Origin of the sequence: Paenibacillus chartarius (assembly GCF_042432825.1) — a bacterium.
Classification (GTDB): Bacteria; Bacillota; Bacilli; order Paenibacillales; family NBRC-103111; genus Gordoniibacillus; species Gordoniibacillus chartarius.
The window spans coordinates 38729-61902 of the sequence record NZ_JBHLWN010000121.1 but is presented as its reverse complement, the minus strand read 5'-3'; the positions used below and the strand labels follow the sequence as shown (position 1 = coordinate 61902).

Sequence of the window (23174 nt, the reverse complement as noted above, 5' to 3'; positions counted from 1 at the left end):
ATTCATCCTTTCTTGGTAAAATGCCGCCACAGCTCGGACTGCGACGTCGTCACCGCGGAAGCGCCGGCTTCGAGCGCCCGCTCCACGTCCTCTACGGTGCGAATCAAGCCTCCCGCGAAGACGGGAATTTGCGTCCGGGCGTGAACCTCGGCAATCATATGCGGAATGACGCCCGGCATCAGCTCAATGTAATCGGGCTGTGTCCTTTCTATCAGCGCATAGCTCTTCTCGACCGCGTTCGTGTCCAGCAGAAAAAGACGCTGAATCGCCAGCAGGCCGTTTTTCTTCGTCGTCGCGATGACGCCGGAACGGGTCGAGATCAGCCCTGCGGGGCGAATATGCTGGCACAAATACTCGGCTGCGTATTCGTCGTTCTTCAGTCCCTCGATCAAGTCGGCGTGCAGGATCAGCTGTTTGCGGTGCGCTTTCACCATATCGGCGACAGGCTTGACTTGGCCTAGGTGAATGTCGAGAACAATGATGTATTCGTAATCCAGCAACATCAGCTTCTCCAAATCTTTCATCCGCCGTACTGCCGGCAAAATAAGCTGGTTATGAAAGGCCATCGCGGCACCGTCTCCTTCGGGTATGGACATTTTCCCTATCATACAACGTGCCTTGGCCCTGCTTCCAGTAACCGTATTCAACAATAGGGACCGTTAGCGACTGATAATGTTAATTTTCCGCGCGTACCGATTACTAGAATACAACAGAAACAGGTGTGATGGTTTAACAAAAATTGCGGTATATATGCATGCAAATTGTTGTTTCTTCTTCTGTAATCACATTGGTGGGAAATTATTCCTAATGGCCGGCCCCTATGTTACACTGATACCAGTTAGAGGGGTGCTAATATCCGAATGTGAGGTGCTGTCTACATATGTCTCCATTGCAATTGACCCAGCTTGGCCAAGTTTCCGTACCTGTCAAAGATTTGTCCCGCGCTGTCGCCTTCTATCGCGATACGCTGGAGCTGCCGCTCCTGTTCCAAACCGGCAATATGGCGTTCTTTCAATTGGGTGCGGTGCGCCTGCTTCTGTCCTTTGCCGAAAACGCGGAGTTCGATCACCCGAGCTCTGTGCTCTATTACAGCGTCCCGGACATTCACACTGCCTACGAGCTGCTGCGCAGCCGTAACGTCCCGCTGCTGGGGGAGCCGCATGCGATCGGCAGACTGGGCGACCGGGAAACCTGGATGGCGTTCTTCCGCGACTCGGAAAACAACGTCATGGCGATCATGAGCGAGGTGCCGGTGAGCGATTGACCGCTTCCGGTTCACTGATGTTCGGCGCTTGAAGTATCGGCTGATGCGAGCGAGCGCCCCTACGTTCCCAAGCCTCAGCATGATAGCGCCGAAGAGGCGCTTTGGTGAATCCACGTTCCGTTAGCAAGCTTGACGAAGCTCCGCAGCCTGCGGCCGAATTCAGAATGCAAATTGCCGTACGACGGTGGGAAGCGGGCCGGACTCGGAAATTCTTCCAAGCAAAACATTCCGTCCTCGCCATGCGCAATGATGCCAGCCGCAGTTGTAGATCTCGAGCACTATATCAGCCTGTAACCATTCACTGTCGAATCGTGCGGGTTGATATGGCTTTCCAATTGCCGTACGGGTCCCGTGGAGAATGGAAAAGACAAGCATGGGGATGCACACATTGGCTGAAGTTTAACGGTTTGTGACGGTCCTATTTTATAGTCCATGCCACTTTCCTGCAATATAGCGGATTTTGAAGGCGCTATAGAGCGACAATTGTTGTCATTTTCCATGAATTGCTTCATCTCTCAAAAATAACGCCCTCGTAGCCCTTTAAACTTGTCGTTCGCCCAGTCGAGGGCACAATAACGGTTTCAAAATCCTCTATGGTTTACATATCCCTTGTCTTGACTTCCCTCACTGGCCAAGCTTCTCGACATTGCGGACCTCCACTTATAACTATCGGAGTAGCGGAAGATGAGCGACGGCGAATGAAAACAAAATAGGTGTATAACCCGAAGCCCAAACTCCGGTTATACACCTTCATGTTATTCCTCATATCCCCGCGGGTTCGACGACTGCCAGCGCCATGCATCCCGGCACATCTCCTCCAGCGTTTTCTCCGCGGCCCAGCCCAGCTTCTCCCGTGCCTTCCCCGTCGCCGCGTAGCAGACGGCCACATCGCCGGGACGGCGCGCCTCGATCGAATAAGGGATCGGCCGCCCGGACGCTTGCTCGAACGCCTCGACCATCTGCAGCACGCTGTAGCCTTGACCCGTCCCCAAATTGAAGGCGTCGATGCCGGATTCGGCCAACACCAGCTCCAGCGCCTTCAGGTGCCCGCGCGCCAAATCGACGACATGAATATAGTCGCGAACACCGGTGCCGTCAACCGTCGGATAATCGTTCCCGAATATACGCAGCTTTTCCAGCTTACCGATCGCTACTTGACTTATATATGGCAGCAAATTGTTCGGGATCCCGCTCGGATCTTCTCCGATCCGGCCCGATTCGTGCGCCCCGACCGGATTGAAATAGCGAAGCAGCGAAATCGCCCAGCGCCGGTCGGACCGGTACACATCGCGCAAAATTTGCTCGATCATGAGCTTCGTCTGCCCGTACGGGTTCGTCGCATCCAGCGGAAAATCTTCGTGAATCGGAACTTGCTCCGGCATGCCGTAGACCGTTGCCGACGAGCTGAACACCAGCCGCCGCACATCGAACTGCTGCATGACGTCACAAAGAATCAGCGTGCCGGTAATATTGTTGTGATAATATTGCAGCGGCATGGAAACCGATTCCCCGACGGCCTTTAACCCTGCAAAATGAATGACCGCATCAATCGCGTGCTCGCGAAATACGCTCTCCAGTCCTTGCCGATCGAGAAGATCCAGAGGGTAGAACGGAATCTTCTTCCCCGTCAGCTCGCTCACCCGGCGAACGGCCTCTTCCTTGCTGTTTATCAAATTGTCGATCACGACGATATCGTAACCGCTGTTCAGAAGCTCTACGCAAGTATGACTGCCGATATAGCCCGCGCCGCCCGTTACAAGAATCGGCATAAGTACACTCCTAGTTAAGCCATTACGTGGCCATTGATATCATTCTCGGAAGTTGCAACGACCTTAGTCAAAGTCGCCTTGAAATAAGCTCGGACTTCACTTACCGTCAGCCCCATACGCCGTGCTTCCCGGATCAATTCGATCCAATCCGCATCCAACACACCAGTTTCAGCATTCGATTTCAACATCGCGGACATCCTTTGACCTCCCATGTGAAGTTCTTCGGCATCAGAAAACAACCTATTAAACCGTCATTAATAAGTTGGGTCGGTTGCACCACTTACTCCACATGCCCCAGGTGCCCACATACGGTGCATGTTTCAAAGTATTCCCATGATTCCATCGTCACAGCCGACAGTCGGATATAGTCCAAAATACCTACTTTTTACCGTCGAACCTGCAACCACGTTCTCATTATATAATACTTTTCATCTACTTACACTAAATTTTCCCTAAAGAAAATGCCTAAAAATTCTTTAGATAGGTACTATATCCTAAATAAAACGCATACATATAAGTAGTTAGTAGGATAGTCACTTGCCGCTGCCCTGATTCATTTTCCACTTGTTGAATTCCAGAAACTCGCGAAACTGCTCCTTCGTCACGCCCGAGCTCATCGCTTCTCTCACGAGCTCCTGCCACTGCTGGTCCAATTCCTCCGGCGCCTCGCCCTGTTCTTCCCCATGGAGAATAAGGTCCATCGACACATCCAGAGCCGCAGCGATTTTCTCTATGAATTGAATGGAGGGGTTCTTCTGAATGTCCCGTTCCATGTTGCTCAAGTATGATTTTGCCACATCCGCTTTAGCGGCCAGCTCGGACAGCGACATGCGCTTCTGCTCCCGAAGCTCTCGAATTCGTTTGCCAATCATGGTCATCCTCTTCCCTTAACCAAAATAGAACAGCGAGTCGTCTCGCACTTGAGCAGTAATCTGAAATTCATCCATAAATTGTAAGCAAAAAGACAAATACATTCGCCTCTAAGCGAATCGAAGAGCGCCGTAACGCCCCTTATCCATGTTAGAGTGAATGCATTCGAATTATTTGCTGCAGACCGAAGCTGCTATTCTATTGTCTACTATACCACATCTCAATGGTTCAGGTGTAATCGGCCAAGCGGCGCACCCGCCCGCTCATTCCGAATATTGGCTTGTCCGCCACTTGTTGAATTCGAGGAATTCCCTGAATTGATCTTTGTCAATGCCGCAGGAGACGGCTTCCATGATAAGCTGCCGCCACTCCGGGTCGAGCTCTTGCTCGGCAGGCTCGGCCCCTTCCTGATCGAGAAACCGTTCCATCGGAACCTTCAGAACCGATGCGATCTTCTCAAGAAATTGAATGGAAGGATTTTTCTGCACGTCCCGCTCCAGGGAGCTGATGTATGACTTCGCTACGCCGGCCCGCTCCGCCAGCTCTGACAAGGATAGCCCCTTTTCCTTGCGCAGCTGCTGTACACGATATCCGATCATGAGGATCTTCCCTTGCGAATCAGATTGGTCATGCACTCGATGACTCGAGCCTGGTCTTCCTCCGTCATGTTCGAGCCCGAAGGAAGGCAGATGCCCGTGTGGAACAGCGTATCGGACACGCTGTCCCGCTCGGCATGCGCGTAATAAGCGGCTCGCTCGAAGAGCGGCTGCAGGTGCAGCGGCTTCCATACCGGCCGGGCTTCAATGTTCTCTGCAGCCAGAGCATCGAGCAGCGCCGCAACGGATACGCCCGCTTCCCGCTCGTCGATCGTCGCTGCCGTCAGCCAGCGGTTCGAGCTCGTTCCCTCCAGCTCCGGCATCATGCGAACGCCCGGCAGCCCCCCCAGCTGCTCACGATACGTTTCAAAAATCGCTCTGCGCGCCTTCACCCGTTCATCCAGCACCTGCAGCTGCGCCCGCCCGATACCGGCAAGCACATTGCTCATCCGGTAATTGTAGCCCAGCTGGCTATGCTGATAATGAGGCGCCGGATCTCTTGCCTGCGTTGCGTAGAAGCGGGCGGTCTTCATCGCTTCGGCATCGTCCGAGACAAGCATGCCGCCGCCCGATGTCGTGATGATTTTGTTCCCGTTGAAGGAGTAGATGCCGTATTGCCCGAAGGTCCCGCTCGCCCGTCCCTTGTAGGTTGAGCCCAGCGACTCCGCGGCATCCTCCAGCATAGGAACGCCATACTGGTCACACAGTGCCGTAATCTCGTCCATCTTGGCGCTCTGCCCGTACAGGTTGACGACGATAACCGCTTTCGGCAGGCGTCCGCTTGCCTTGGCATCTGCCAAAGCGCGCTCCAGCGCCTGCGGCGACATGTTCCAGGTGTCGGGCTCGGAATCGATAAACACCGGAACGGCTCCCTGGTATACAATTGGATTCGCAGAGGCGACGAACGTCAAGCTCGAGCAAAATACGATGTCTCCCGCGCCTACCCCCATGAGCCGAAGCGCCAAATGAATCGCCGCCGTACCGGAGCTGACCGCAGCGGCCGCCTTCACGCCGACATAGGCCGCGAACTCCGCCTCAAACGCGTCGACATGCGGTCCCAGCGGCGCGATCCAGTTGGTCGCGAATGCTTCTGCTACGTAGTCTTGCTCCCGTCCGCTCATATGCGGAGACGAGAGATATATTTTGGATTTTACCGCTGTTGTCATAGACACACACCCTTCACGCCGATCGGCGGTATTTATGTACCCTTACATGAGATGAAACAATGTAACCTCCGGCCGGCAAAACATCCGAATCGGCAGGAAGCTCGTCCCGATGCCCCGATTCACGTAGAGCGGCATCTTCCTGTCGCCGACGCTATACAACCCGTCCGTATATTTCTTGCCGAGCTCCGGCGTGAAGAACGGCTGCGAGAACGGCTTCCGGATCTGCCCTCCGTGGGAATGGCCCGAGAATTGCGCGTTAACGCCGTATGTGGCGCTGATGTCGGCCAAATCCGGCTCATGGGCGAGCAGCAGCACGCAATCGTTCGCCGCCTTCCCTTCCAGCGTCTTCTTCATATCGAAGCGGCCGAACATGTACTCATCCGTTCCCGCGATGCATATCCGCTGCCCCTGCTCCTCAACGAAACCGTTCGCATTAATCAGCACGCGGAAGCCCGCTTGCCGGAGCAGCTCGATCGCCTCCTGCCTGGCCGCGTAGTCGTGGTTGCCGAGCACCGCCCATTTCCCTCCGCGCGGCGTATGCAGCTCCTGCAACGCAGGGAGCACCTTGGACGACGGCGTGTTCAGCCATTCCCGGTCGATCAAATCGCCGGTAAAGAACACGATGTCGGGGTTATGCCCGTTAATGATCCGAACCACATTGCGGAAATGCTCCCCGTCATAATGAAAGCCGAAATGCGTGTCGCTGAACTGTACGATGCGCCAGCCCTTGAACGGCTCCGGCAGCCCCCGCACCGGCAGCTTCAGCTCGCGGGTATGAACCCAGAACCGTTCCAGCCCTGCATCCAGCGCCCCCAGCGCACCTGCGCTCAGCAAGCCTAATCCGGCCCGCTTCAGAAATGTTCTGCGGCTGAATCGAATCTTCTCTTCGGCCATTGCGTTAAGCCGGCGCCTTGGCGATCACTTTGGCCGGCGTGCCGACCGCCGTGCAGTATGCCGGGATCGGCGAAATGACCGTTGCCCCCGCACCGACAACCGCCCATTCCCCTACCGACATGCCCGGAATGACCGTCGCCCCTGCACCGAGCATCGCCCCTTCGCCGATACGTACGTCCCCGGTTAACGTAGCTCTTGGAGCAATATGGACGTAATCCCCTGTCCTGTTGTCGTGCTCGACGATCGCCGCCGTATTGATGATCGCGTGATGGCCGATCGAGGCGTCCGCTTGAACGACGGCGTGGGCCATAACCACCGTCCCTGGCCCGATCGAGGCGCTCGGGCTGATGACCGCCGTTTCATGCGCGAGCGTCACATACGATTCGTTCGGCAAATTAAGTCTCGCAACCAGCTTCTTGCGAATCGCGTTGTTGCCGATAGCGATAATGAATTTGATCCCGTTGAAGCGCTCAATGAGCCCATCCGCCGCCGAGACCGGTCCGCACCAGACGCCGTTCTGTTCGGCAACCTCCGCAAACCTGTCGTCCAGCAGCGCCCGCACCTGATACCCCTTCGAGGCGATCATGTCACAAATCACTTTGCTGTGTCCGCCCGCTCCGACTACGGCGATATCCAAGGGCGCCGCCTCCTTTCCTTAGCCGCTAAGCTTCGTACCCGTAAATTTTTCCATCGTAACATGATTGGTCTGACTAACCCCTTCGGATTTCAGCACCTTGGCGAAGGTGAGGAACAAAATCTTCAGGTCCAGCAGAAAGCTCCGGTTCTCCACGTACCAGACGTCGAGCTTGAACTTCTCCTCCCAGGAAATCGCGTTGCGCCCGTTGATTTGCGCCCAGCCGGTAATGCCCGGCCGTACGTTGTGGCGCTTCGCCTGCTCCTCGCTGTACAGCGGCAAATATTCCATCAGCAGCGGCCTTGGGCCGACCAGGCTAATATCGCCGCGGATCACGTTGATCAGCTGCGGCAGCTCATCCAGGCTCAGCTTGCGCAGCAGCTTGCCGAACGGCGTCAGCCGGACATGATCGGGCAGCAGGGCGCCCTCGCGGTCTCTGGCATCCGTCATACTGCGGAATTTATATAAATAGAACGGCTTTCCGTGCAAGCCAGGACGCTGCTGCTTGAACAGCACCGGCGAGCCGAGCTTCGTCCGCACCAGCACTGCGGTTACCAATATGACGGGGGACAACAGCAGCAGGGCCGGAATCGAGACCACCAGATCGAACAGACGCTTCATCATGAATCCCTCCCCGCGGCGTCATAGTTTAATATAATCGCTTGTGTACCTGATATTGAGACTGATGACGTTCTCATAGTAGTAGTAGAACAAATAGCAGAGCATAATGGCGTAATAGACGAGCTTGCGGTCGCGCGGTACGAACACCTGCAGCAGCCAAGGAATCAGAATCAGGCTGTATAAGCCGAAATAAATGCTGAATCTGGCGAAAATCCACTGCTGCGTCGCGATCAGCATGACAACCACATTGATCAGACACAAATTCACGACATAATCGCTCTGGGGGAAAATTTGCCGCAGCTTCTCTCTCCCCAAGTAAGCCAGCACAAGCGGCGCCGCCGTCACGATCACCCGCAGCCCGTTCGCACCGTTCGTCTCCAAGTTCTGGTACTCGCTGTACTTCGTGTCTTGAATGGCGGAGAAGAGTATATCGGACAACGTCCCGTAACCAAATACGAACAAGACGGCCAGCGCCAAAATCAGATACGTTTGGTACGTCCATGCCTGCCGTCTGACGACAAAATAAATCGGAATGAGCATCAGCGCGGATTGATGGATCGTCGACGCGAAGAGCACGACAAGCATATAAGACTTCCACTTGCCCTCGAACAAAAACTTCGATGCTGCGAACAAGAAGGAAGCGGCCAGAAACTGGCGAATCCCGTTCATGGAGACGAGATATTGACCGCTGGTTATGTATAAAAAAACACTGAGCTCAAAAAGCCTCGCATACTTGTAAAGAACGACGATGATCAGCACATTCGTAACCATCGCCACAAAGAAGATGAGCAGCTGCGGGTCATCCGAAATTTGCTGAAGCGCCATCTGCAGCAGGTTAAAGCCGAAATCCTCGCCGAACATGGCGGTGAGCAGCGTATAGTGCTCCAGCCGGTACGAATACATGTAGAAATACGTATCACCGATGCCGTTGCGCAAGCCCGAGACAAGCACCATAATTGCAATGACCAGGAACGCAAACGGTTTGTTCGGCGTAATCGGCAGCGGGCCGAGCGGACGCGGAGCCGCCGTCATTCTCGCCAGCAGCCCCAGCACAAATGTCATAGCAATCGTCAGCCAAAATACCGTCATCCGGTCATCGCCTTATTTTTGCGTTCGACATACAGATACAGAAGCACGCCAAGCGGTGTCGCCAGTACCGTCGTCAGCTTGCACGGCGATTCCAGCACGTAGCGGTAATTCCTGACGAGCATCGAGCTCGACACGTAATGGATCGCTTCCCGGAACCGCTCCTTATAAGAGACGGCATGCTTCATCGCCACCTTGCGGAAGAACGCGAAGCCTCTCGGGTTCCGCTTGTACTGCCGGAACATGTTCAGACTTGAACCGTCGGCCAGGTACTCTACATGGCAGAGCACCTCGTTCATGATCAGCAGCGGATATCGCTGGTCGATCAGCACATATTTGTAGCTGAGCGGACAATATTTTTCTCCGGGAAAGATCGGATACGGCGGGCATTCGCTCGTCAGCTTCGTCCGGTAAACCAGCTTCTTGTCGCCCTTCACACCGTGCTTTGCGTACAAGTCGGTCAGCGACGACGCCTTCAGCTGCTCCGGCATGCGCGTGCCGATGACTTCTCCTTGAAACGTGGCGTCGAGGCCGACGATTCCCGCGTAGTCGCCGCCGCCGTGCCGCTTCCAGAACGAAACGATCTTCTCCACGGCATCGTCCGTCATATAATCGTCGGAATCGATGCAGACGTTCAGCTCCGTATCGATCCGCTCATAGGCCGCGTTATGGGCCCCGTGCATACCTTGATTCGCCTGGTAATGATAACGGATATTCACGAGCCCTTCGGCGATCCACGAGTCAACGAGCTCCTTCGTATTGTCCGTGGAACCGTCATCGATGATGAGCCATACGAAGTCTTTGCTCGTTTGCCGTACAAGGCTTTGATAGCAAAGATGCAGTGTATAAGCCCGGTTATAGGTAGGTGTGAACACGGTTAAGGTTGGAACACCCATAATGACCTCCGGTGTTACATACTTTTGGCTTGCAAATAATAATCGGTCAGCCAAGCCGCCATCGTCTGCGTATCGTAGCCGCGCGCCTGCAGCTGCCCGGACGTATCCGCGTGTTCGGTGGAGCAGCTGACAATGTGCTCGGCCCACACGGCGGGAGAATCGTTCAAGCCGAGGAACTTTACTCTGCCGGTAACGTCGGTTTCCCGCGTAATCGTGTCGGACACGATACACTGCAGCCCCGCCGCCTGGGCTTCGACCAGCACAACCGGCAGCCCTTCGAAGAGCGAAGGAAACAGGAACACATCCATCGCCTGCATGAGCTGCGGGATGTCGCTTCTCACGCCGAGGAAGCGGACGCTGTCCTGCAAGCCGAGCTGGCGAACCTTGCTTTCCATCGCCGGACGCAAATCCCCGTCACCCGCCAACAGCAGCACGGTGTTCGGATCCTTCTGCCGAACCGCCTGGAAAATATCGATCAGGAACGAGTGATTCTTCTGCTTATTGAATCTTCCGATATGGCCTATAACACGGCGGTCTTCGATACCGAGCTCCGCCCGGAGCGCCTCCCGCACCGCTTCATCGAATTGAAACTCTTTTACGTTAACCGCATTGTTCAGCACCTTCACCTGCTTCCGCGCCGACCTCTCGCGTCCGAACAGCCATTCTCCCGCTTTCTCCGAGCAAGCAAAATATTCGCTCGGCTGCCCTTTCATCGCATAACGGGCGTATAGACGAAACGGGAGCTTCCAATCGACGCCCAAATCGCTGAGGTGACTGTGCGCGATGCGGCACGGCACTCCCGCTTTCTTGGCGGCACGCAGGACGAAGGAGCTGTTCTCGTTGATGTGGGAATGAACGACGCGGTATTCGGGGTGCTCGCGGAAGAATGCATCCAGCAGCCTGAAATATCTCCGGTAATTCCCGGGCCGAATTTGCGGCATCCGGTAAATACGTCCTCCGAGACGCTCGATCTCCCGATCGTAATGCCCCTCGGCAGAGCGGTGCACCATGAAATCGAATTGGACTCGGCTGCGGTCCGACTGCCGGTAATAATTCATGAGCATCGTTTCGAGCCCGCCGCGGTTCATATGGGTCACGACCTGCAATACGCGAATCGGTTCCAGTGTAATCGCTCCTATCTAGCCATTCTTCTCAGCCGGTCCATGGCTACCAGCAACAAGTAAAACGCCGGTACAACCCGCAGCTTGGCGCTTCCGTAAAACACTTTCCACACGATGGAAAAATGCTTCATATCCAGCTGGCGAAACGCACGCCGGACGGCCGGATCATGGAGTATGGTATGAAGCTTACGCAGCTTACCCGGCACGGAGGCAGTATTCCCCGGACTGATCGTGTTCAGGCCCAGTCCCAGCACGTTCAGGCAGATCCGGTTGCTCAGCGCCCTGTCGTAATCGGCATTCCGCTCGAGGCTTCTCAAGAAGCCATCGATCATCGTGTAAAGCACGGACCACTGCTGCTGCAAATTCGGCTTGTAGCCGGACGTGACCGAAGCTTCGTTCGCTCTCCAGTAGTGGTAGAGAGGCCGGTTCACAAATACGAAGCCCCGGGCGTGACCGAAGGCGTGAATGTTAAACAAGGAGTCCTCATTCGTTCCGATCACGCGAAGATCGACAAATTCCAGCTTATGGCTCTTGATCAAGTCGCTGCGGTACAGCTTCGACCACACGGTGCCCCATGCGTCAAGCAGCTCGGGATTGCCGATCTCCTCCCCAAGCGGACCGACCAGTCTTCGCATTAGCTTCGACTGTACATCGCCTTGACGGTAACTGACCTTCTCGGGCAGGTGAAAGTCTTTCACCTTCGCGTGCGTGCCGAACTCTCTCGTATACCCGCACATCGCGATATCCGCGTCTTCCATCCTGGCTTCCTTCAGAAGGGTTTCATACATTTCCTGCTCTACCCAATCGTCCGGGTCGACGAAGCCGATGTAGCGTCCCCGGGCCGCCGAGATCCCGTCGTTGCGAGCCGCCGAGACGCCGCCGTTCGGCTTGTTGATGACGACCAGCCGCCCATCCTTAGCGGCGTATTGCTCTAGTATAGCTGCAGATCCATCGGTAGAGCCGTCGTTAACGGCGATAATCTCTAGGTTCGTTAAGCTTTGTGCCAGTAAGCTATCCAAGCATCGGCTCAAATAGCGCTCCATATTATAAATGGGCACGATGATACTGACTTCTGGAATCATCCGGCTCCCCCAGTAAACATCGGGTATATATTTCCGTCATTTCCGCACGAACGCGGTTCAAGCTATAGCGCTCGACTCGCCGGAGACTCTCGTCGCCCATGCGCTTTCGCTGCTGCGCCGACATGGCCAGCTCCTTCAGCCGGCCGGCCATGAGAATATGATCTCCCGGCGCAACGAGATAGCCGTTGACACCGTCTCGAACGAGCTCGTCATGGCCTCGATTGTGTGTCGCTACAACGGGCAGACCGCAGCTCATCGCTTCCATAATGTTGACCGGCAAGCCTTCCCGCAGGCTGGACGCAACCGCAATATCGCACAACGGCAATAGCTCGTCGATATCGGTGCGGTAGCCCAGAAATTCGACTTGCTCCGCAATTCCAAGCTGCTTCGCCAGCGTCTTGGCCGTTTCCTGAAGCGGCCCTACTCCCGCCAGCAGCAGCTTGGCATGCGGAAGCTCCTGCTTGACCTGAGACAGAGCCTGCAGGAGCAGCTGCTGGTTTTTGTTCTTATTGAATTCGGCGGCATAGAACATGAGGACGTCATCCGGCGCATACCCTCTTGCCGCTCTCGCTTCCAGCTTCCGCTCCGGAGTAAGCGGCTTGAAGCGGTCCGTATTGACGCCGACACCGTGAACGTGTTCGATTCGCACAGCGCCGAAGCGATCGTCCACCGCCCTCCGATAATCCTCGGCGTTAATCGTCAGCAGCCGGTCCGTGAAGCGGGCGAGCAGCTTCTCGATCGGGTAGTATACCAGCCAGTTGGGCAGCGGCGCTCCCTTGCAGAAATGGAATCCATGCGCCGTATACAGCACCTTCGTCCCTTTCCGCCTTGCCGCTCGAGCCGCCAGCCGTGCGAGAACGCCGCCTACGGGCGTATGGCAGTGCACGATGTCGTACTGCTGCTCGTTCATGATCGACTTCAGCTCGCGGTACGCCTTGACATTGTGCAGGCGGAATGGGGAACGGTGGAACGGCAGATCGAACTTCCGGTCCGTATACGGCAGCTCCAGATTGCCCCGGGCAGCAACGTGTACTTCCCAGCCTTGCTCCTGAAACCATTGCATATGCGGCAGATGGAACGCCCGGAAGTGATAGTCCACCGTCGCCACGAACAATACTTTCCTCGGCATTACTGTCGAACCGCCATTTTGCTCACGACGCTCTCCATATACTCGAGCAGGCTATCCCGCAAATCCTCGCGCTGCAGCGCGAACTCGATCGTCGTTTGGATAAAGCCCATCTTCTCGCCAACATCGTAACGAGTGCCTTCGAATTCACAAGCGTATACCGCTTCCCGGCGGTTCAGCTCCGCGATCGCGTCTGTCAGCTGGATCTCGCCGCCTGCACCCGGCTGCTGGCTTGCGAGCACGTCGAAAATACGCGGACTTAAGATATAGCGGCCCATAATGGCAAGGTTGGACGGCGCCGCTTCCAGCTTCGGCTTCTCCACCAAATTCGTGACGTTATGAAGGCGCTCGTCGATCTTCTTCCCGGCCACGATACCGTAACGGGACACTTCCTCGTCCGGCACATGCTTAACTCCGATAATCGAAGCTCTGTAGCGGTCGTATTGCTCGATCATCTGCATGAGGCACGGCTTCTTGGCCGTCACGATGTCATCGCCCAGCAATACGGCGAACGGCTCGTCGCCGATGAACTTGCGCGCGCACCAGATCGCATGGCCGAGGCCGCGCGGCTCCTTCTGCCGGATATAGTGAACGTCGACCATGTTGGAGGACTTCTGCACCTCGCTCAGCAGCTCGAACTTCTTCTTCTCCAGCAAGTTTTGCTCCAGCTCGAAGGAATTGTCGAAGTGGTCCTCGATCGATCGTTTCCCTTTGCCCGTTACGATAATAATATCTTCAATGCCCGATTCGACTGCTTCCTCCACAATGTATTGAATGGTCGGCTTATCGACGATCGGCAGCATTTCCTTCGGCATCGCCTTTGTCGCCGGCAGGAACCGGGTGCCCAAGCCTGCAGCGGGGATAATGGCCTTTCTTACTTTCATGCTCGTATTCGCTCCTCTGATCTGGTTGGTCTCGTCCTCGTCCTAGCCTTAGCCTGCGGTCACAAGCTCGGTGTGCCCCACTCTTCCGTTCGCAACATCCAGCAGCTTCTTGCGAAGCGTGTGGATATCGAGCCCCTCATAGGTCTGAATAATTTCCTCGATCTCCGCGATATACAAATCGGACGTCTTGCCGATATAAATTTTCGGGAACACCTGCTTCTTGTGCACCTCGTCTTCGCCGAGCAGCTCCTCGTACAGCTTCTCGCCGGGACGCATGCCGGTGAATTCGATACCGATATCCTCCACCGTGTGTCCGGACAGCTTAATCAGGTTGCGCGCCAAATCGACGATTTTGACCGGCTCGCCCATATCCAGCACGAAGATTTCTCCGCCTCGCGCCAGCGCCCCGGCCTGAATTACGAGCCTGGAAGCTTCGGGAATCGTCATGAAATAACGCACCATGTCCGGATGCGTCACCGTCACCGGCCCGCCCTTCTGGATTTGCGCCTTGAAGCGCGGGATGACGCTGCCCCTGCTGCCCAGCACGTTGCCGAATCGAACGGCTACGAACGTCGTGGAGCTGATCGTGTCCATATGCTGAATGAACATTTCGGCGAGGCGCTTTGTCGCGCCCATGACGCTCGTCGGGTTCACCGCTTTGTCGGTCGAAATCATGACGAACTTGCCGACGCCGGCACGGCTTGCCGCCCGGGCCACGTTCATCGTCCCCATCACATTGTTCTTGACCGCTTCCTCCGGGTTCCGCTGCATGAGCGGCACGTGCTTATGCGCAGCGGCGTGATAGACGACATGCGGCTTGTGGAATTCCATCACGTCGATCATTTTCTTCGCATCCTGGATATCCGCAATTTCGGTATAGAACTTAATGCCGGTGTGGGCGAACAGCTCTTTCAATTCGATCTCGGCCGAGAAAATGCTGTTCTCCCCATGTCCGAGCAGCACGAGCTTCTCCGGATTAAATTTGGAGATCTGGCGGCATATTTCGGAACCGATCGAACCGCCCGCACCGGTTACCAGAATTACCTTTCCCTCCACGTACTGGGAGATGCTCGTAATATCCAGCTCCACCGGCTCGCGTCCGAGCAAATCCTCAACCTGCACGTCGCGAAATTGGCTTACGGATACTTTGCCGGTGACCAAATCTTCGAGCATCGGCAGGATTTTCGTCTTGGCCTTCGTCTTCGCGCACTCTTGGAAAATGGTGTTCAGCTGCCGTTTGCGCAGCGATGGAATCGCAATCACGATGTTGTCGATGTTCAGCTCCTCCGCGGCCTTCTCGATGCGATGAATACCGCCGACGACGGGAATGCCGAGGATATCGAGATTTTGCTTCTGCGGGCTGTCGTCAATGAAAGCGACCGGCTGCAGCTCGGAATCCGTGTTCTGCAGCAGCTGGCGGGCCACCATCATCCCCGCCGATCCCGCACCGATAATCAGCGTACGTTTCTTGGAATTGTCCTGTTTGATCACATTATCCCGAAACAGCCGCCAGCATAATCTCGAACCGCCGATGAGCAGCATATGGAGCATCCATGTCACGGCGAGCAGCCGCAGAAATGCCGTCTGTACCATCAGGATTTGGACGACGCCGGTGATCAGAATCGAGAACGTGACCGCCTTCAGAATGATGATCAGCTCTCCGACACTGGCATATTCCCAAGCCTTCTTGTACAGCTTGTAATAGAGAGCAAAAGCGTGATGACTTACGAGCAGCACCAGCGAGCTAACGATGATCGGGACCGTGAACACATCTATGGTTGCGTTGACAAAGAAGCTGCTGACGAACACGGCAGTAAGTACAATAAACGAGTCCAGGAAAACGAGAAACGAATACCTCTGCCTAAACGTCACAAAAGCTCATCCTTCCGATAAGGAGATGGAACCGTCCTATTCATTCTTTATAAAGAACGGCTGGGCAAAAAAAGAAACACTTGCAGTTGTATATAAAGCTATCTAGTACGAAATTTGCGCAAAACAAAGCGGTTATAGGCGCACAGTTTTTAGTCCCGTTTGCCTTTACCAACAATTGTAGTTCTTTATAGAGAACATGTCAATACACGATGATAGCGACTCGGGCAGCGGGTGGGGGGGCAGGGAAGATAAACCTCCTGTTCCCTGCTGTGCTGCCCCCAGTCAGGCGTTCTCCGCTTTCTTATTGACGCCCGCTCTTCTGAATTTTCCGAGCATCGTCTCCACAATTCCTTTGGCAACCGTCCATATGTAAGCGAACTCCGCCGTCTTATGGAATATCGCAACAAAAATAGCATTCGGTATGACTATAGCGAGGATTACGATGATGGCCAAATGAGGCACTTCTCCCAGACCGGCAGGTATGAGCGAGCATACATATTTCGTAACGGCGCAAACAGTAAGGCCGATGAGAGCGTAAAGCACATATGTTTTCACATACTTTAGGAAAGGCTTATGAAACACTTTCTTATACACCAAATACGGTGTTCTCCATATCGGTACTAGCACCGCACTAATTAATGTCCCCAGGAACACCCCTGCAATTCCCCAGACCTGCACGAGCCAAACGGAAAACCCAAGATTGATGGCCGCCTGAACCAAAGGAGCGTAGCGGTCCTCGTGGAAGATACCTGCTGTATTCTTAACCGTGGAAATTGCATTTCTCATACCTCTTTCGAAAAATACGATCATAATCACGATAAGAACGGAATTTTCCATCAAGAACGACGGTCCGAGCCACAATTTTATGAAAGGTTCCGTTACGACGTATAGGAAAATCGTGAAAAATCCATATAACCAAAAATTCACTAGCCAGTAAACCTTGTAAACGGAAAATATTTTCTCGGCACTTTCGCTGGCGACTAAATTCCCGATACTATGGTAGATATTGTTAAATACCTGATTGATAAACGTACGGCATATTTCGATTAACATATTATAGTTTGAATATAGCCCTACGGCAGCCACACTTACAAATGAGGAAATAATGATGTTGTCTGTCCCAAATATAAGATAAGTTCCGATATTCTGCAAGACAATGGCTTTTACATTTTTGATGATGTCTTGCTTCACTAACGGGTCCAACACACTTTTAGTTTTGTCCCTTAGGAAGGGGTACATACGGTTTACGACGACAGCAACAATCGCACTATTAATGAGTGTAATGACACAGTCAGTAACTAGATATAAAATGTAGTTATTCGTATAATACAATATTCCAATTTTCAATAACAAAGACAAGATAGAGGAAACCGAAAAGATTGCAGTGGCAATATAACCTTTTTGATTCACATTAAGAAACGAGCTCTTGTACTGGAACAAATACGGAATGACAGTATTAATAAGGAAAATGAAGTAAATGAGGTGCAAACCTTCTACGTGTGTATCTTTAACGAACAAATGGAGAAAGGGCATCAAAGCCAAACCCAGTACAAAAACAACGGCCGCTATGACCGCATACGCCCTTTTATATAAACGCATTAAAGCATTAATCTTCTGTATATCGTTATCGGCAACAGGCTTAAATAAACTATATATAATGCTTGATCCGATTCCGGCCTCTGCCAGAGTTAACATAGCAAGTACACTCGTAAATAGGCCGTTGACCCCTAAGTATTCAATACCGAGAGTTTGAATAAATACCGTTCTTGAAAAAAAGCTTAATAGGGTAATGATGATCTGGTTGCCTAATCCTACTGAAATATTGATGATTGAGTTTTTTACTCTCATGCAAGTTCTCCGGGAATGTAATATCTATTCATCATAACCATAGTCATGTTCAAGGTCATTTCGAATTTTTTCGATCTGTTCCCTTGTCTTATAGGGCCAATAAGTGTCATATACCGGCTTTGTCTTTAAATTTTCTCTATGTTTCTCCATATAGTCGGAAGTCTTACCAATAATTCTTGCAGGGTTTCCAGCAACGATGGAATTGTCCGGAATATCTCTGGTGACAATGGACCCGGCAGCTACAATAACATCATTTCCTATGCGTACATTACAAAGGACAACACTGTTATACCCGATAAATACTCTATCCCCTATCTTGACCTTTCCGATCTTTGATTTTCCGAATTGCAGCTTTGTACTTGCGTCATGCGCAAGAATTGTGCTGTTCGTGATCGTTACATCATCGCCGATTTCCACTAGCCAGCAGTGGCCATAATCGATGTGGCTGTTAAAGAAATTGAAGTTCTTCCCAACAATGAGTCCTCGCTCTTTCAGAATATCCAGTTCGGTCTTCGGATTCAGCTTATTCATGATTCGTGCCTTTATAGATCTAAATATTCTCTCAAGCATGTCCTCACCTACTTATTTTCTTTTGATCATATTTCATACTACCTCTCAGGAAGTTCTTCAGTTTTCTAACCAACTAAATCTCCCCCTAAATCGACGTTCGAATTCATCAACCGCATACAAAACCCTTGCGTGAACGGCATAATGCCAAACAGCATCGCATAAACGCCGATATCCTTCGTGTCGCCTTGGGAAAAGTCGACTGCGCCGCTGCGCCTTGTAACCTTCATTAAATAGTGTACCGCCCGTTCGGCATGCCGGCGGCATTCGCCGGCGATCCCCTCCACCCGGGAAGCCTCCAGCAGATACCAGCCCAGCACCGCGGTAGCGGACGAATCGGCCCGTGCTTCCGCGCGGGTCACCGTCCAGTTCCAATTGCCGCCAGGCTGCTGGTACCGCATGGCTGCACTAGCAAACCGTGCAACGCTCGTCTCCAGCAATGACTTATATTTATGTCCTGCAGGGAGCTCCTTCCAAGCATCCATCAGACCTAGCGCATACCAGGCGAGGCCGCGGCCCCAGCCATACAGCCCGAGCGGCGCTTTATCTTCGGTTCTGTAGGCATGGCACGGGATAAAATGCTCCTGCAGCATGCCGTGCTCTTCATAGGCTTGAATTTGTTGGACGGCCAGCTCGATGCATTCCGGCTTTCCGTATCGCAGACCGTATGCAACGAGGAACGGGCAAATAAATCCGATCGTATCGACATAACGGTACTGCTGCATAAACTTACGATAGGCTACGGTTCCATCCGCTCCGATGTGGTCCTGGATTAAGTGCCAGGTGGCGTCCAAGGCCGGTTTGTAGGTGTCCGGGTTCGTTCCTTGAAGCTTCATAACGGCGTAGGCGACAATGGCCGAATCCACGTGAGCCGGGGCTTGCCGCCATTGTCCTTCGGAGTTGAAGGTTCGATTCAAATAATTACGGATTTCCTTTGCAGTCCGCTCATCTCCAGGCCCACCGGAAGACAAGCCGAGAAGCAGCGCCGCTTCCTGCCAGTGCTGGATCGTCGAGCTGGAATAATGCCCTTTCCACATGTCGATAGCGATCAGCCTGGTATTGTCGGTTACCTTCATCTTGGGTGTCCGGTTCAGCCAAGCCAGCCCGACATTCACGATGGCCTCCTTCCATCGCCGCTTATCCTCGAAGCGGCCGATCTTGATTCTCCCGAGCCAGTCGCCGGCGATCGGAATGGCATCAATAAGCAATAGGACGATAACGATACTTAACGCAATCCAGCCAATAACATGAATCATCGGGCTCTTCCTCTCTCCGCTCCGTACGCTACCTGTTTATCCAACCCATTCGTACAGCTTGTCAATTTCCGCTTCCGTCCCCAGCTTCTCGGACTGCAATTGCCGCACAAGCTTATTTCTAAGCGCTTCGTCATCGACGACCTTTCGAATCCCTTCCGACAAAGCGGTTGCGTTCATGTCTACGATATATCCGTTCTTCTCGTGCTCAATTTGATCGTGTACGGTGCTGTAATTGGTGACTACGATCGGTTTATGGAGAATTTTCGCCTCGTCCAGCGCGATCGATTTGCCTTCAAACCGGGACGGTTGAACATAGACGTCTGCCTGGCGCAGGAACGGATAAGGATTCTCTCGTATACCGAGTAAAACAAAAACATCCTGCAGCTGATGACGTGCGATCTGCTCCTCCAATTGGGCGCGATTCTCGCCCTCCCCAATCACATACCAGGTTACCGGGTATCCGTCACGTATGAGTTCCTTGCAGGCCTCTACCGCCATGTCGAAGCCCTTCTGTTCCACGAGTCTGCCCACGGATACGAGATTCACCCGATCCTTGGACATGAGCTTGGCATCGGAATCCGACTCGGCCAATTGATGAATCATTGCGGGCGATACGATATTGTACATCACATCGATTTTATTCTTCTGCGCCGGAAACCGGTTCTTGAGCACCTGAGCGCATTGATCGGATACCGTTACGATGCGGTCCAATTGCTTGAAGTAAGGCAAGTCGCGTTCTGCATCCATGCCCAGTTTGTCGTAATCGTTATGAATAAATCCGATTTTCACACTTGCATCGATCTTATCGACACAGTAATAGATCGGGTTCTTTTCCAAGTAAGCAATTGCAGCGTCATACTTTTTCTTGACAGGCTTCATTGCGCGGGATATGTGCGGCCATACACGCTGGTCGCAGACTGCACGATTCGTTTCCGTTTTAAATATGTAACCGAATGCTGCGCGGGACACAACGGTCCCTATCTTTCCTCTCTTCAAGCACTCCGTTAAAGCCTGTTTAAGGGACATATCGAAGTAAGCGTACTCCGGCGGCTCCTCCAGCAGGCGGACCTGCTTCGGAAGGTTTGCAAAGAACAATCCATGATGTTTGAAAAGAAACAAGTCGACTTCATAGCGGTCGTAGTCAATCGTTTCGAGCAAGGAGACCAACGCCTTCTCTGCGCCGCCGCAATCCAGGTTATTCATAATAAAGAGCAGTTTCTTTCTCACATCAAACCACCTATTGAATGATTTCGTACAGCTTCCGTATCTCCTCTTCGGTACCTAACTGCTGTTTGCTTAAGTTCAGCGTCAGCTGCTCTTGAATTCGCCGATCGCGGATGAGCGCTTCGAGCCCTTCGCACAGCCCCTCTTCGTTCATGGCAACGATCATCCCATCGACACCGTCTTGGATTTGGTCCTTAGCCGTTTCGAAGCTCGTGACAACGATCGGCTTCAGGAGAATTTTCGCTTCGTCCAGCGCGATCGATTTCCCTTCATATCTGGAAGGCTGCACGTAAATATCCGCTGCCTGAATATACGGGTACGGGTTTTCCTTCGTACCCAGCAGGTGAAAATGCTCTGTCAAGCCGCTGCTTTCAATGAGCATCTCCAGCTTCTGTCGTTCCTGTCCGTCGCCAAGCACATACCATTGTACAGCTGCGCCCCGTTCGACGAGCAAACGGCAAGCCCCGATAGCCAGATCGATTCCCTTCTCATCGCTCAATCGGGCCACGCTAACAATCTTCGTGAGCGAACGGTCTCTCGCCATCTCCGCCGCCTCCCCCGCTTGGGCCAACCGTCTGACCGTAACGGGGGATACGATGTTGTAGATCACCTTAACCTTATGTTTGAAATCCGCAAAATGGCTTTCCAAAGACCTTGCACATTCCTCGGATACGGTCACGATATGATCCAGCTGCTGGAAATAGGGGTAGTCAAAATGCTGATCCATCCCCGACGTCCCGTAATTCGTATGAATCCATCCGATCTTCTTCTTCGCTTTGACTTTATCGACGACGAAGTATACCGACGACTTCTCCAAATAGCCGATCGCGGCGTCGTATTGGGTTCCAAGCACCTCTAGGCTTCTCGCAAAATATTTCCATGTCCGCTGCTCCGACCGGGCGCGCTGATGCCGCATGGTGCGGTTCTTCAGGCTGAACATAAGACGGGAGTAAGCCAGCGTGAGCCGGCCCTGCTTGATGAACGACCCGATGGAACGAGGCAATCCGCTGCAAAAAGTCCGATGAGACTCCGGCAAATCCAGAAGCCGAACCTCCTCCGGCAATGATGCGAGAAAGAGCCCGCTTCGGTTAAACAAAACCAAATCCACTTGATACCGGTCATAATCAATTTGCGATAATAGATTCATCAAGCTCTTCTCGCCGCCGCCCGCCGTCAAGCTCGGTATGACGAACAACAAATGGATTTTACGGTTCATGGCTAATCCCATCTCAGTGCGTATTTGTTAACTCGCTCAAATACTCGACTGCTTTATAAGACATGCTTTGAATTTGCGGAACGGCCTCCCGCAACCGAGCCTGAATCGACTCTTCTTCACGAACCATTTCGCCGAATTTGCCGATCAGCTTGCTCGAGCTTGAAATTTCGTCGATCCCGAGCACCAGCTTCTCTTCTCCGAACAAATCCTTCGCAATCCCCTTCGACTTGATGCTGTACCCGAGTACCATTGTCGGAACGTAATTGGAGTACGCCGCAATCGTTGCATGCGTTCTCGCGCCGATGAAAAAGCGCATGCGGGCGATATAGCCTTTATATTGGATGGCGTTCAAATTATTCGGCAGCAGGATGACCCGGCCGGTATGCTTGAACTCTTCGTAATAACGGGACAGCACCTCCGAATCGTCGTTGCCGGCCTCGATGACGTGTGGTGTCAGCGCAATCGTCATGTTCGACGTATCCAGAATGTGGCGAATTAAATCGCCTACAGCCTGCTGTGAGTCCTTGTTTCTTTTCCACACTAAAGGGCTGAAGTTGAGGCCCACGGTATTGCCTTCCTGCCAGCCTTCCGGCAGCGGCAGCTCTTCCTTGCTCATCGTGAAGGCCGGGTCGGCTACAAGACGCACGTTCGTCAGTCCCTTGCTCCGCAGCAGCTCGTACGTCAGCGTTTCCCGCGCCAAAATCAGATCGAACAGCCGCAAGTCAGCCAGCTTGCGCTCCGAGAGATCCTCCGGTCCGATCGAACAGCCCCATAGAACAAGCTTCTTGCCCTGTGACTTGACCCTGCGGTCGATTTCGTACCAGCCGGGCTGTTCGCCGTAGCAGTAATTATCGCCGCCGATGGACATGCATACGTCGACTTGCGGGATGCGCTCAATGATTTTGCCGTGGATTTTGCCGAGCGCATACGTTTCGTCTTGAAACAGCTTTACCTTGAACGAAGAGATCAACCAGTCCATCGAATAAGGCTTGATGGAATTCGGAGAGCCGTCGAAGATGCCGTCTAACTGTCCCAGCATCCGGTCTGTCTCCGGCTTGCCGGAAGCCAGAAATACTTTCGCTCCGCTTATCTTTTCCTTAATTAGCGCCGTGGAAGAACGGACGATCGCCTCACAGCCCCGATTCAAGCTGCCGTCGTGGGCGAACATTAATATTTTCATCA

General features: G+C 53.3%; 23 protein-coding genes and 1 riboswitch. Of the genes, 1 reads left to right on the top strand and 22 read right to left on the bottom strand.

The genetic code is table 11. The annotated features are described in order from the left end of the window. Nucleotides 1-2 precede the first annotated feature (2 nt). Nucleotides 3-566, bottom strand: coding sequence for a glycerol-3-phosphate responsive antiterminator (locus ACFFK0_RS29220; RefSeq protein ID WP_377474709.1), 564 nt, complete (start codon nucleotides 564-566; stop codon nucleotides 3-5). A 314-nt stretch (nucleotides 567-880) separates the two neighbouring features. On the opposite strand from ACFFK0_RS29220, the gene ACFFK0_RS29215 reads away from it, so the two are divergent. Further along, nucleotides 881-1264: a VOC family protein gene (locus ACFFK0_RS29215; RefSeq protein ID WP_377474707.1), complete on the top strand. Its 384-nt coding sequence runs from the start codon at nucleotides 881-883 to the stop codon at nucleotides 1262-1264. Between the two features lie 755 nt (nucleotides 1265-2019). Here ACFFK0_RS29215 and galE read toward each other — a convergent pair. The 21 genes from galE to ACFFK0_RS29110 all read right to left on the bottom strand — a co-directional run bounded on the left by galE (nucleotide 2020) and on the right by ACFFK0_RS29110 (nucleotide 23172). After that, nucleotides 2020-3033, bottom strand: a complete 1014-nt coding sequence (galE, locus tag ACFFK0_RS29210; RefSeq protein ID WP_377474705.1) for a UDP-glucose 4-epimerase GalE — start codon at nucleotides 3031-3033, stop codon at nucleotides 2020-2022. A gap of 14 nt (nucleotides 3034-3047) precedes the next feature. Beyond that, nucleotides 3048-3230 carry an anti-repressor SinI family protein gene (locus tag ACFFK0_RS29205; protein WP_377474703.1) on the bottom strand — a complete coding sequence of 61 codons (183 nt, stop codon included), beginning with the start codon at nucleotides 3228-3230 and terminating at the stop codon, nucleotides 3048-3050. Nucleotides 3231-3289: 59 nt separating this feature from the next. Beyond that, a riboswitch (cyclic di-GMP riboswitch) is annotated at nucleotides 3290-3373 on the bottom strand. Between the two features lie 193 nt (nucleotides 3374-3566). Further along, a complete protein-coding gene (locus ACFFK0_RS29200; RefSeq protein WP_377474700.1) occupies nucleotides 3567-3905 on the bottom strand; it encodes a helix-turn-helix domain-containing protein in 339 nt (112 codons plus the stop codon). Nucleotides 3906-4166: 261 nt separating this feature from the next. Further along, nucleotides 4167-4502 (bottom strand): helix-turn-helix domain-containing protein, encoded by a 336-nt coding sequence (locus tag ACFFK0_RS29195; protein ID WP_377474698.1) that lies wholly within the window; start codon nucleotides 4500-4502, stop codon nucleotides 4167-4169. Beyond that, nucleotides 4499-5665 (bottom strand): DegT/DnrJ/EryC1/StrS family aminotransferase, encoded by a 1167-nt coding sequence (locus ACFFK0_RS29190; RefSeq protein ID WP_377474696.1) that lies wholly within the window; start codon nucleotides 5663-5665, stop codon nucleotides 4499-4501. Before ACFFK0_RS29190 ends, ACFFK0_RS29195 begins: the two co-directional genes overlap by 4 nt. Nucleotides 5666-5707: 42 nt before the next feature. Continuing rightward, nucleotides 5708-6559: a metallophosphoesterase gene (locus ACFFK0_RS29185; protein WP_377474694.1), complete on the bottom strand. Its 852-nt coding sequence runs from the start codon at nucleotides 6557-6559 to the stop codon at nucleotides 5708-5710. 4 nt (nucleotides 6560-6563) lie between these two features. Continuing rightward, entirely contained in the window at nucleotides 6564-7196 is a 633-nt protein-coding gene (locus tag ACFFK0_RS29180; protein WP_377474692.1) for an acetyltransferase, read from the bottom strand. 18 nt (nucleotides 7197-7214) lie between these two features. Next, the gene (locus ACFFK0_RS29175) at nucleotides 7215-7814 is read right to left on the bottom strand and encodes a sugar transferase (protein WP_377474793.1); all 600 of its coding nucleotides are present in this window, start codon (nucleotides 7812-7814) and stop codon (nucleotides 7215-7217) included. Nucleotides 7815-7835: 21 nt separating this feature from the next. After that, the gene (locus tag ACFFK0_RS29170; RefSeq protein WP_377474690.1) at nucleotides 7836-8903 is read right to left on the bottom strand and encodes an EpsG family protein; all 1068 of its coding nucleotides are present in this window, start codon (nucleotides 8901-8903) and stop codon (nucleotides 7836-7838) included. Then, on the bottom strand, nucleotides 8900-9796 hold the full coding sequence (locus ACFFK0_RS29165; protein WP_377474688.1) for a glycosyltransferase family A protein: 897 nt from the start codon (nucleotides 9794-9796) through the stop codon (nucleotides 8900-8902). Before ACFFK0_RS29165 ends, ACFFK0_RS29170 begins: the two co-directional genes overlap by 4 nt. Nucleotides 9797-9810: 14 nt before the next feature. Next, nucleotides 9811-10884, bottom strand: coding sequence for a glycosyltransferase family 1 protein (locus tag ACFFK0_RS29160; protein ID WP_377474686.1), 1074 nt, complete (start codon nucleotides 10882-10884; stop codon nucleotides 9811-9813). Between the two features lie 47 nt (nucleotides 10885-10931). Then, complete coding sequence (locus ACFFK0_RS29155) at nucleotides 10932-11999, bottom strand: glycosyltransferase (protein WP_377474684.1); 1068 nt, start codon at nucleotides 11997-11999, stop codon at nucleotides 10932-10934. Further along, a complete protein-coding gene (locus ACFFK0_RS29150; protein WP_377474682.1) occupies nucleotides 11962-13128 on the bottom strand; it encodes a glycosyltransferase family 4 protein in 1167 nt (388 codons plus the stop codon). The genes ACFFK0_RS29155 and ACFFK0_RS29150 overlap by 38 nt, the downstream gene beginning before the upstream one ends. Further along, nucleotides 13128-14009: a UTP--glucose-1-phosphate uridylyltransferase GalU gene (gene galU, locus ACFFK0_RS29145; protein ID WP_377474680.1), complete on the bottom strand. Its 882-nt coding sequence runs from the start codon at nucleotides 14007-14009 to the stop codon at nucleotides 13128-13130. The genes ACFFK0_RS29150 and galU overlap by 1 nt, the downstream gene beginning before the upstream one ends. Before the next feature lie 48 nt (nucleotides 14010-14057). Further along, nucleotides 14058-15881, bottom strand: a complete 1824-nt coding sequence (locus tag ACFFK0_RS29140) for a polysaccharide biosynthesis protein (RefSeq protein WP_377474678.1) — start codon at nucleotides 15879-15881, stop codon at nucleotides 14058-14060. A 282-nt stretch (nucleotides 15882-16163) separates the two neighbouring features. Continuing rightward, nucleotides 16164-17729 carry a lipopolysaccharide biosynthesis protein gene (locus ACFFK0_RS29135; protein ID WP_377474676.1) on the bottom strand — a complete coding sequence of 522 codons (1566 nt, stop codon included), beginning with the start codon at nucleotides 17727-17729 and terminating at the stop codon, nucleotides 16164-16166. 24 nt (nucleotides 17730-17753) lie between these two features. Next, on the bottom strand, nucleotides 17754-18260 hold the full coding sequence (locus ACFFK0_RS29130; protein ID WP_377474674.1) for an acyltransferase: 507 nt from the start codon (nucleotides 18258-18260) through the stop codon (nucleotides 17754-17756). A 104-nt stretch (nucleotides 18261-18364) separates the two neighbouring features. Then, nucleotides 18365-19552: a glycoside hydrolase family 88 protein gene (locus tag ACFFK0_RS29125; protein ID WP_377474672.1), complete on the bottom strand. Its 1188-nt coding sequence runs from the start codon at nucleotides 19550-19552 to the stop codon at nucleotides 18365-18367. Between the two features lie 36 nt (nucleotides 19553-19588). After that, nucleotides 19589-20779: a glycosyltransferase gene (locus tag ACFFK0_RS29120; protein ID WP_377474670.1), complete on the bottom strand. Its 1191-nt coding sequence runs from the start codon at nucleotides 20777-20779 to the stop codon at nucleotides 19589-19591. A gap of 10 nt (nucleotides 20780-20789) precedes the next feature. Then, nucleotides 20790-21992, bottom strand: coding sequence for a glycosyltransferase (locus ACFFK0_RS29115; protein ID WP_377474668.1), 1203 nt, complete (start codon nucleotides 21990-21992; stop codon nucleotides 20790-20792). A gap of 13 nt (nucleotides 21993-22005) precedes the next feature. Continuing rightward, on the bottom strand, nucleotides 22006-23172 hold the full coding sequence (locus tag ACFFK0_RS29110) for a polysaccharide pyruvyl transferase family protein (protein WP_377474666.1): 1167 nt from the start codon (nucleotides 23170-23172) through the stop codon (nucleotides 22006-22008). Between the last annotated feature and the right edge of the window lie 2 nt (nucleotides 23173-23174).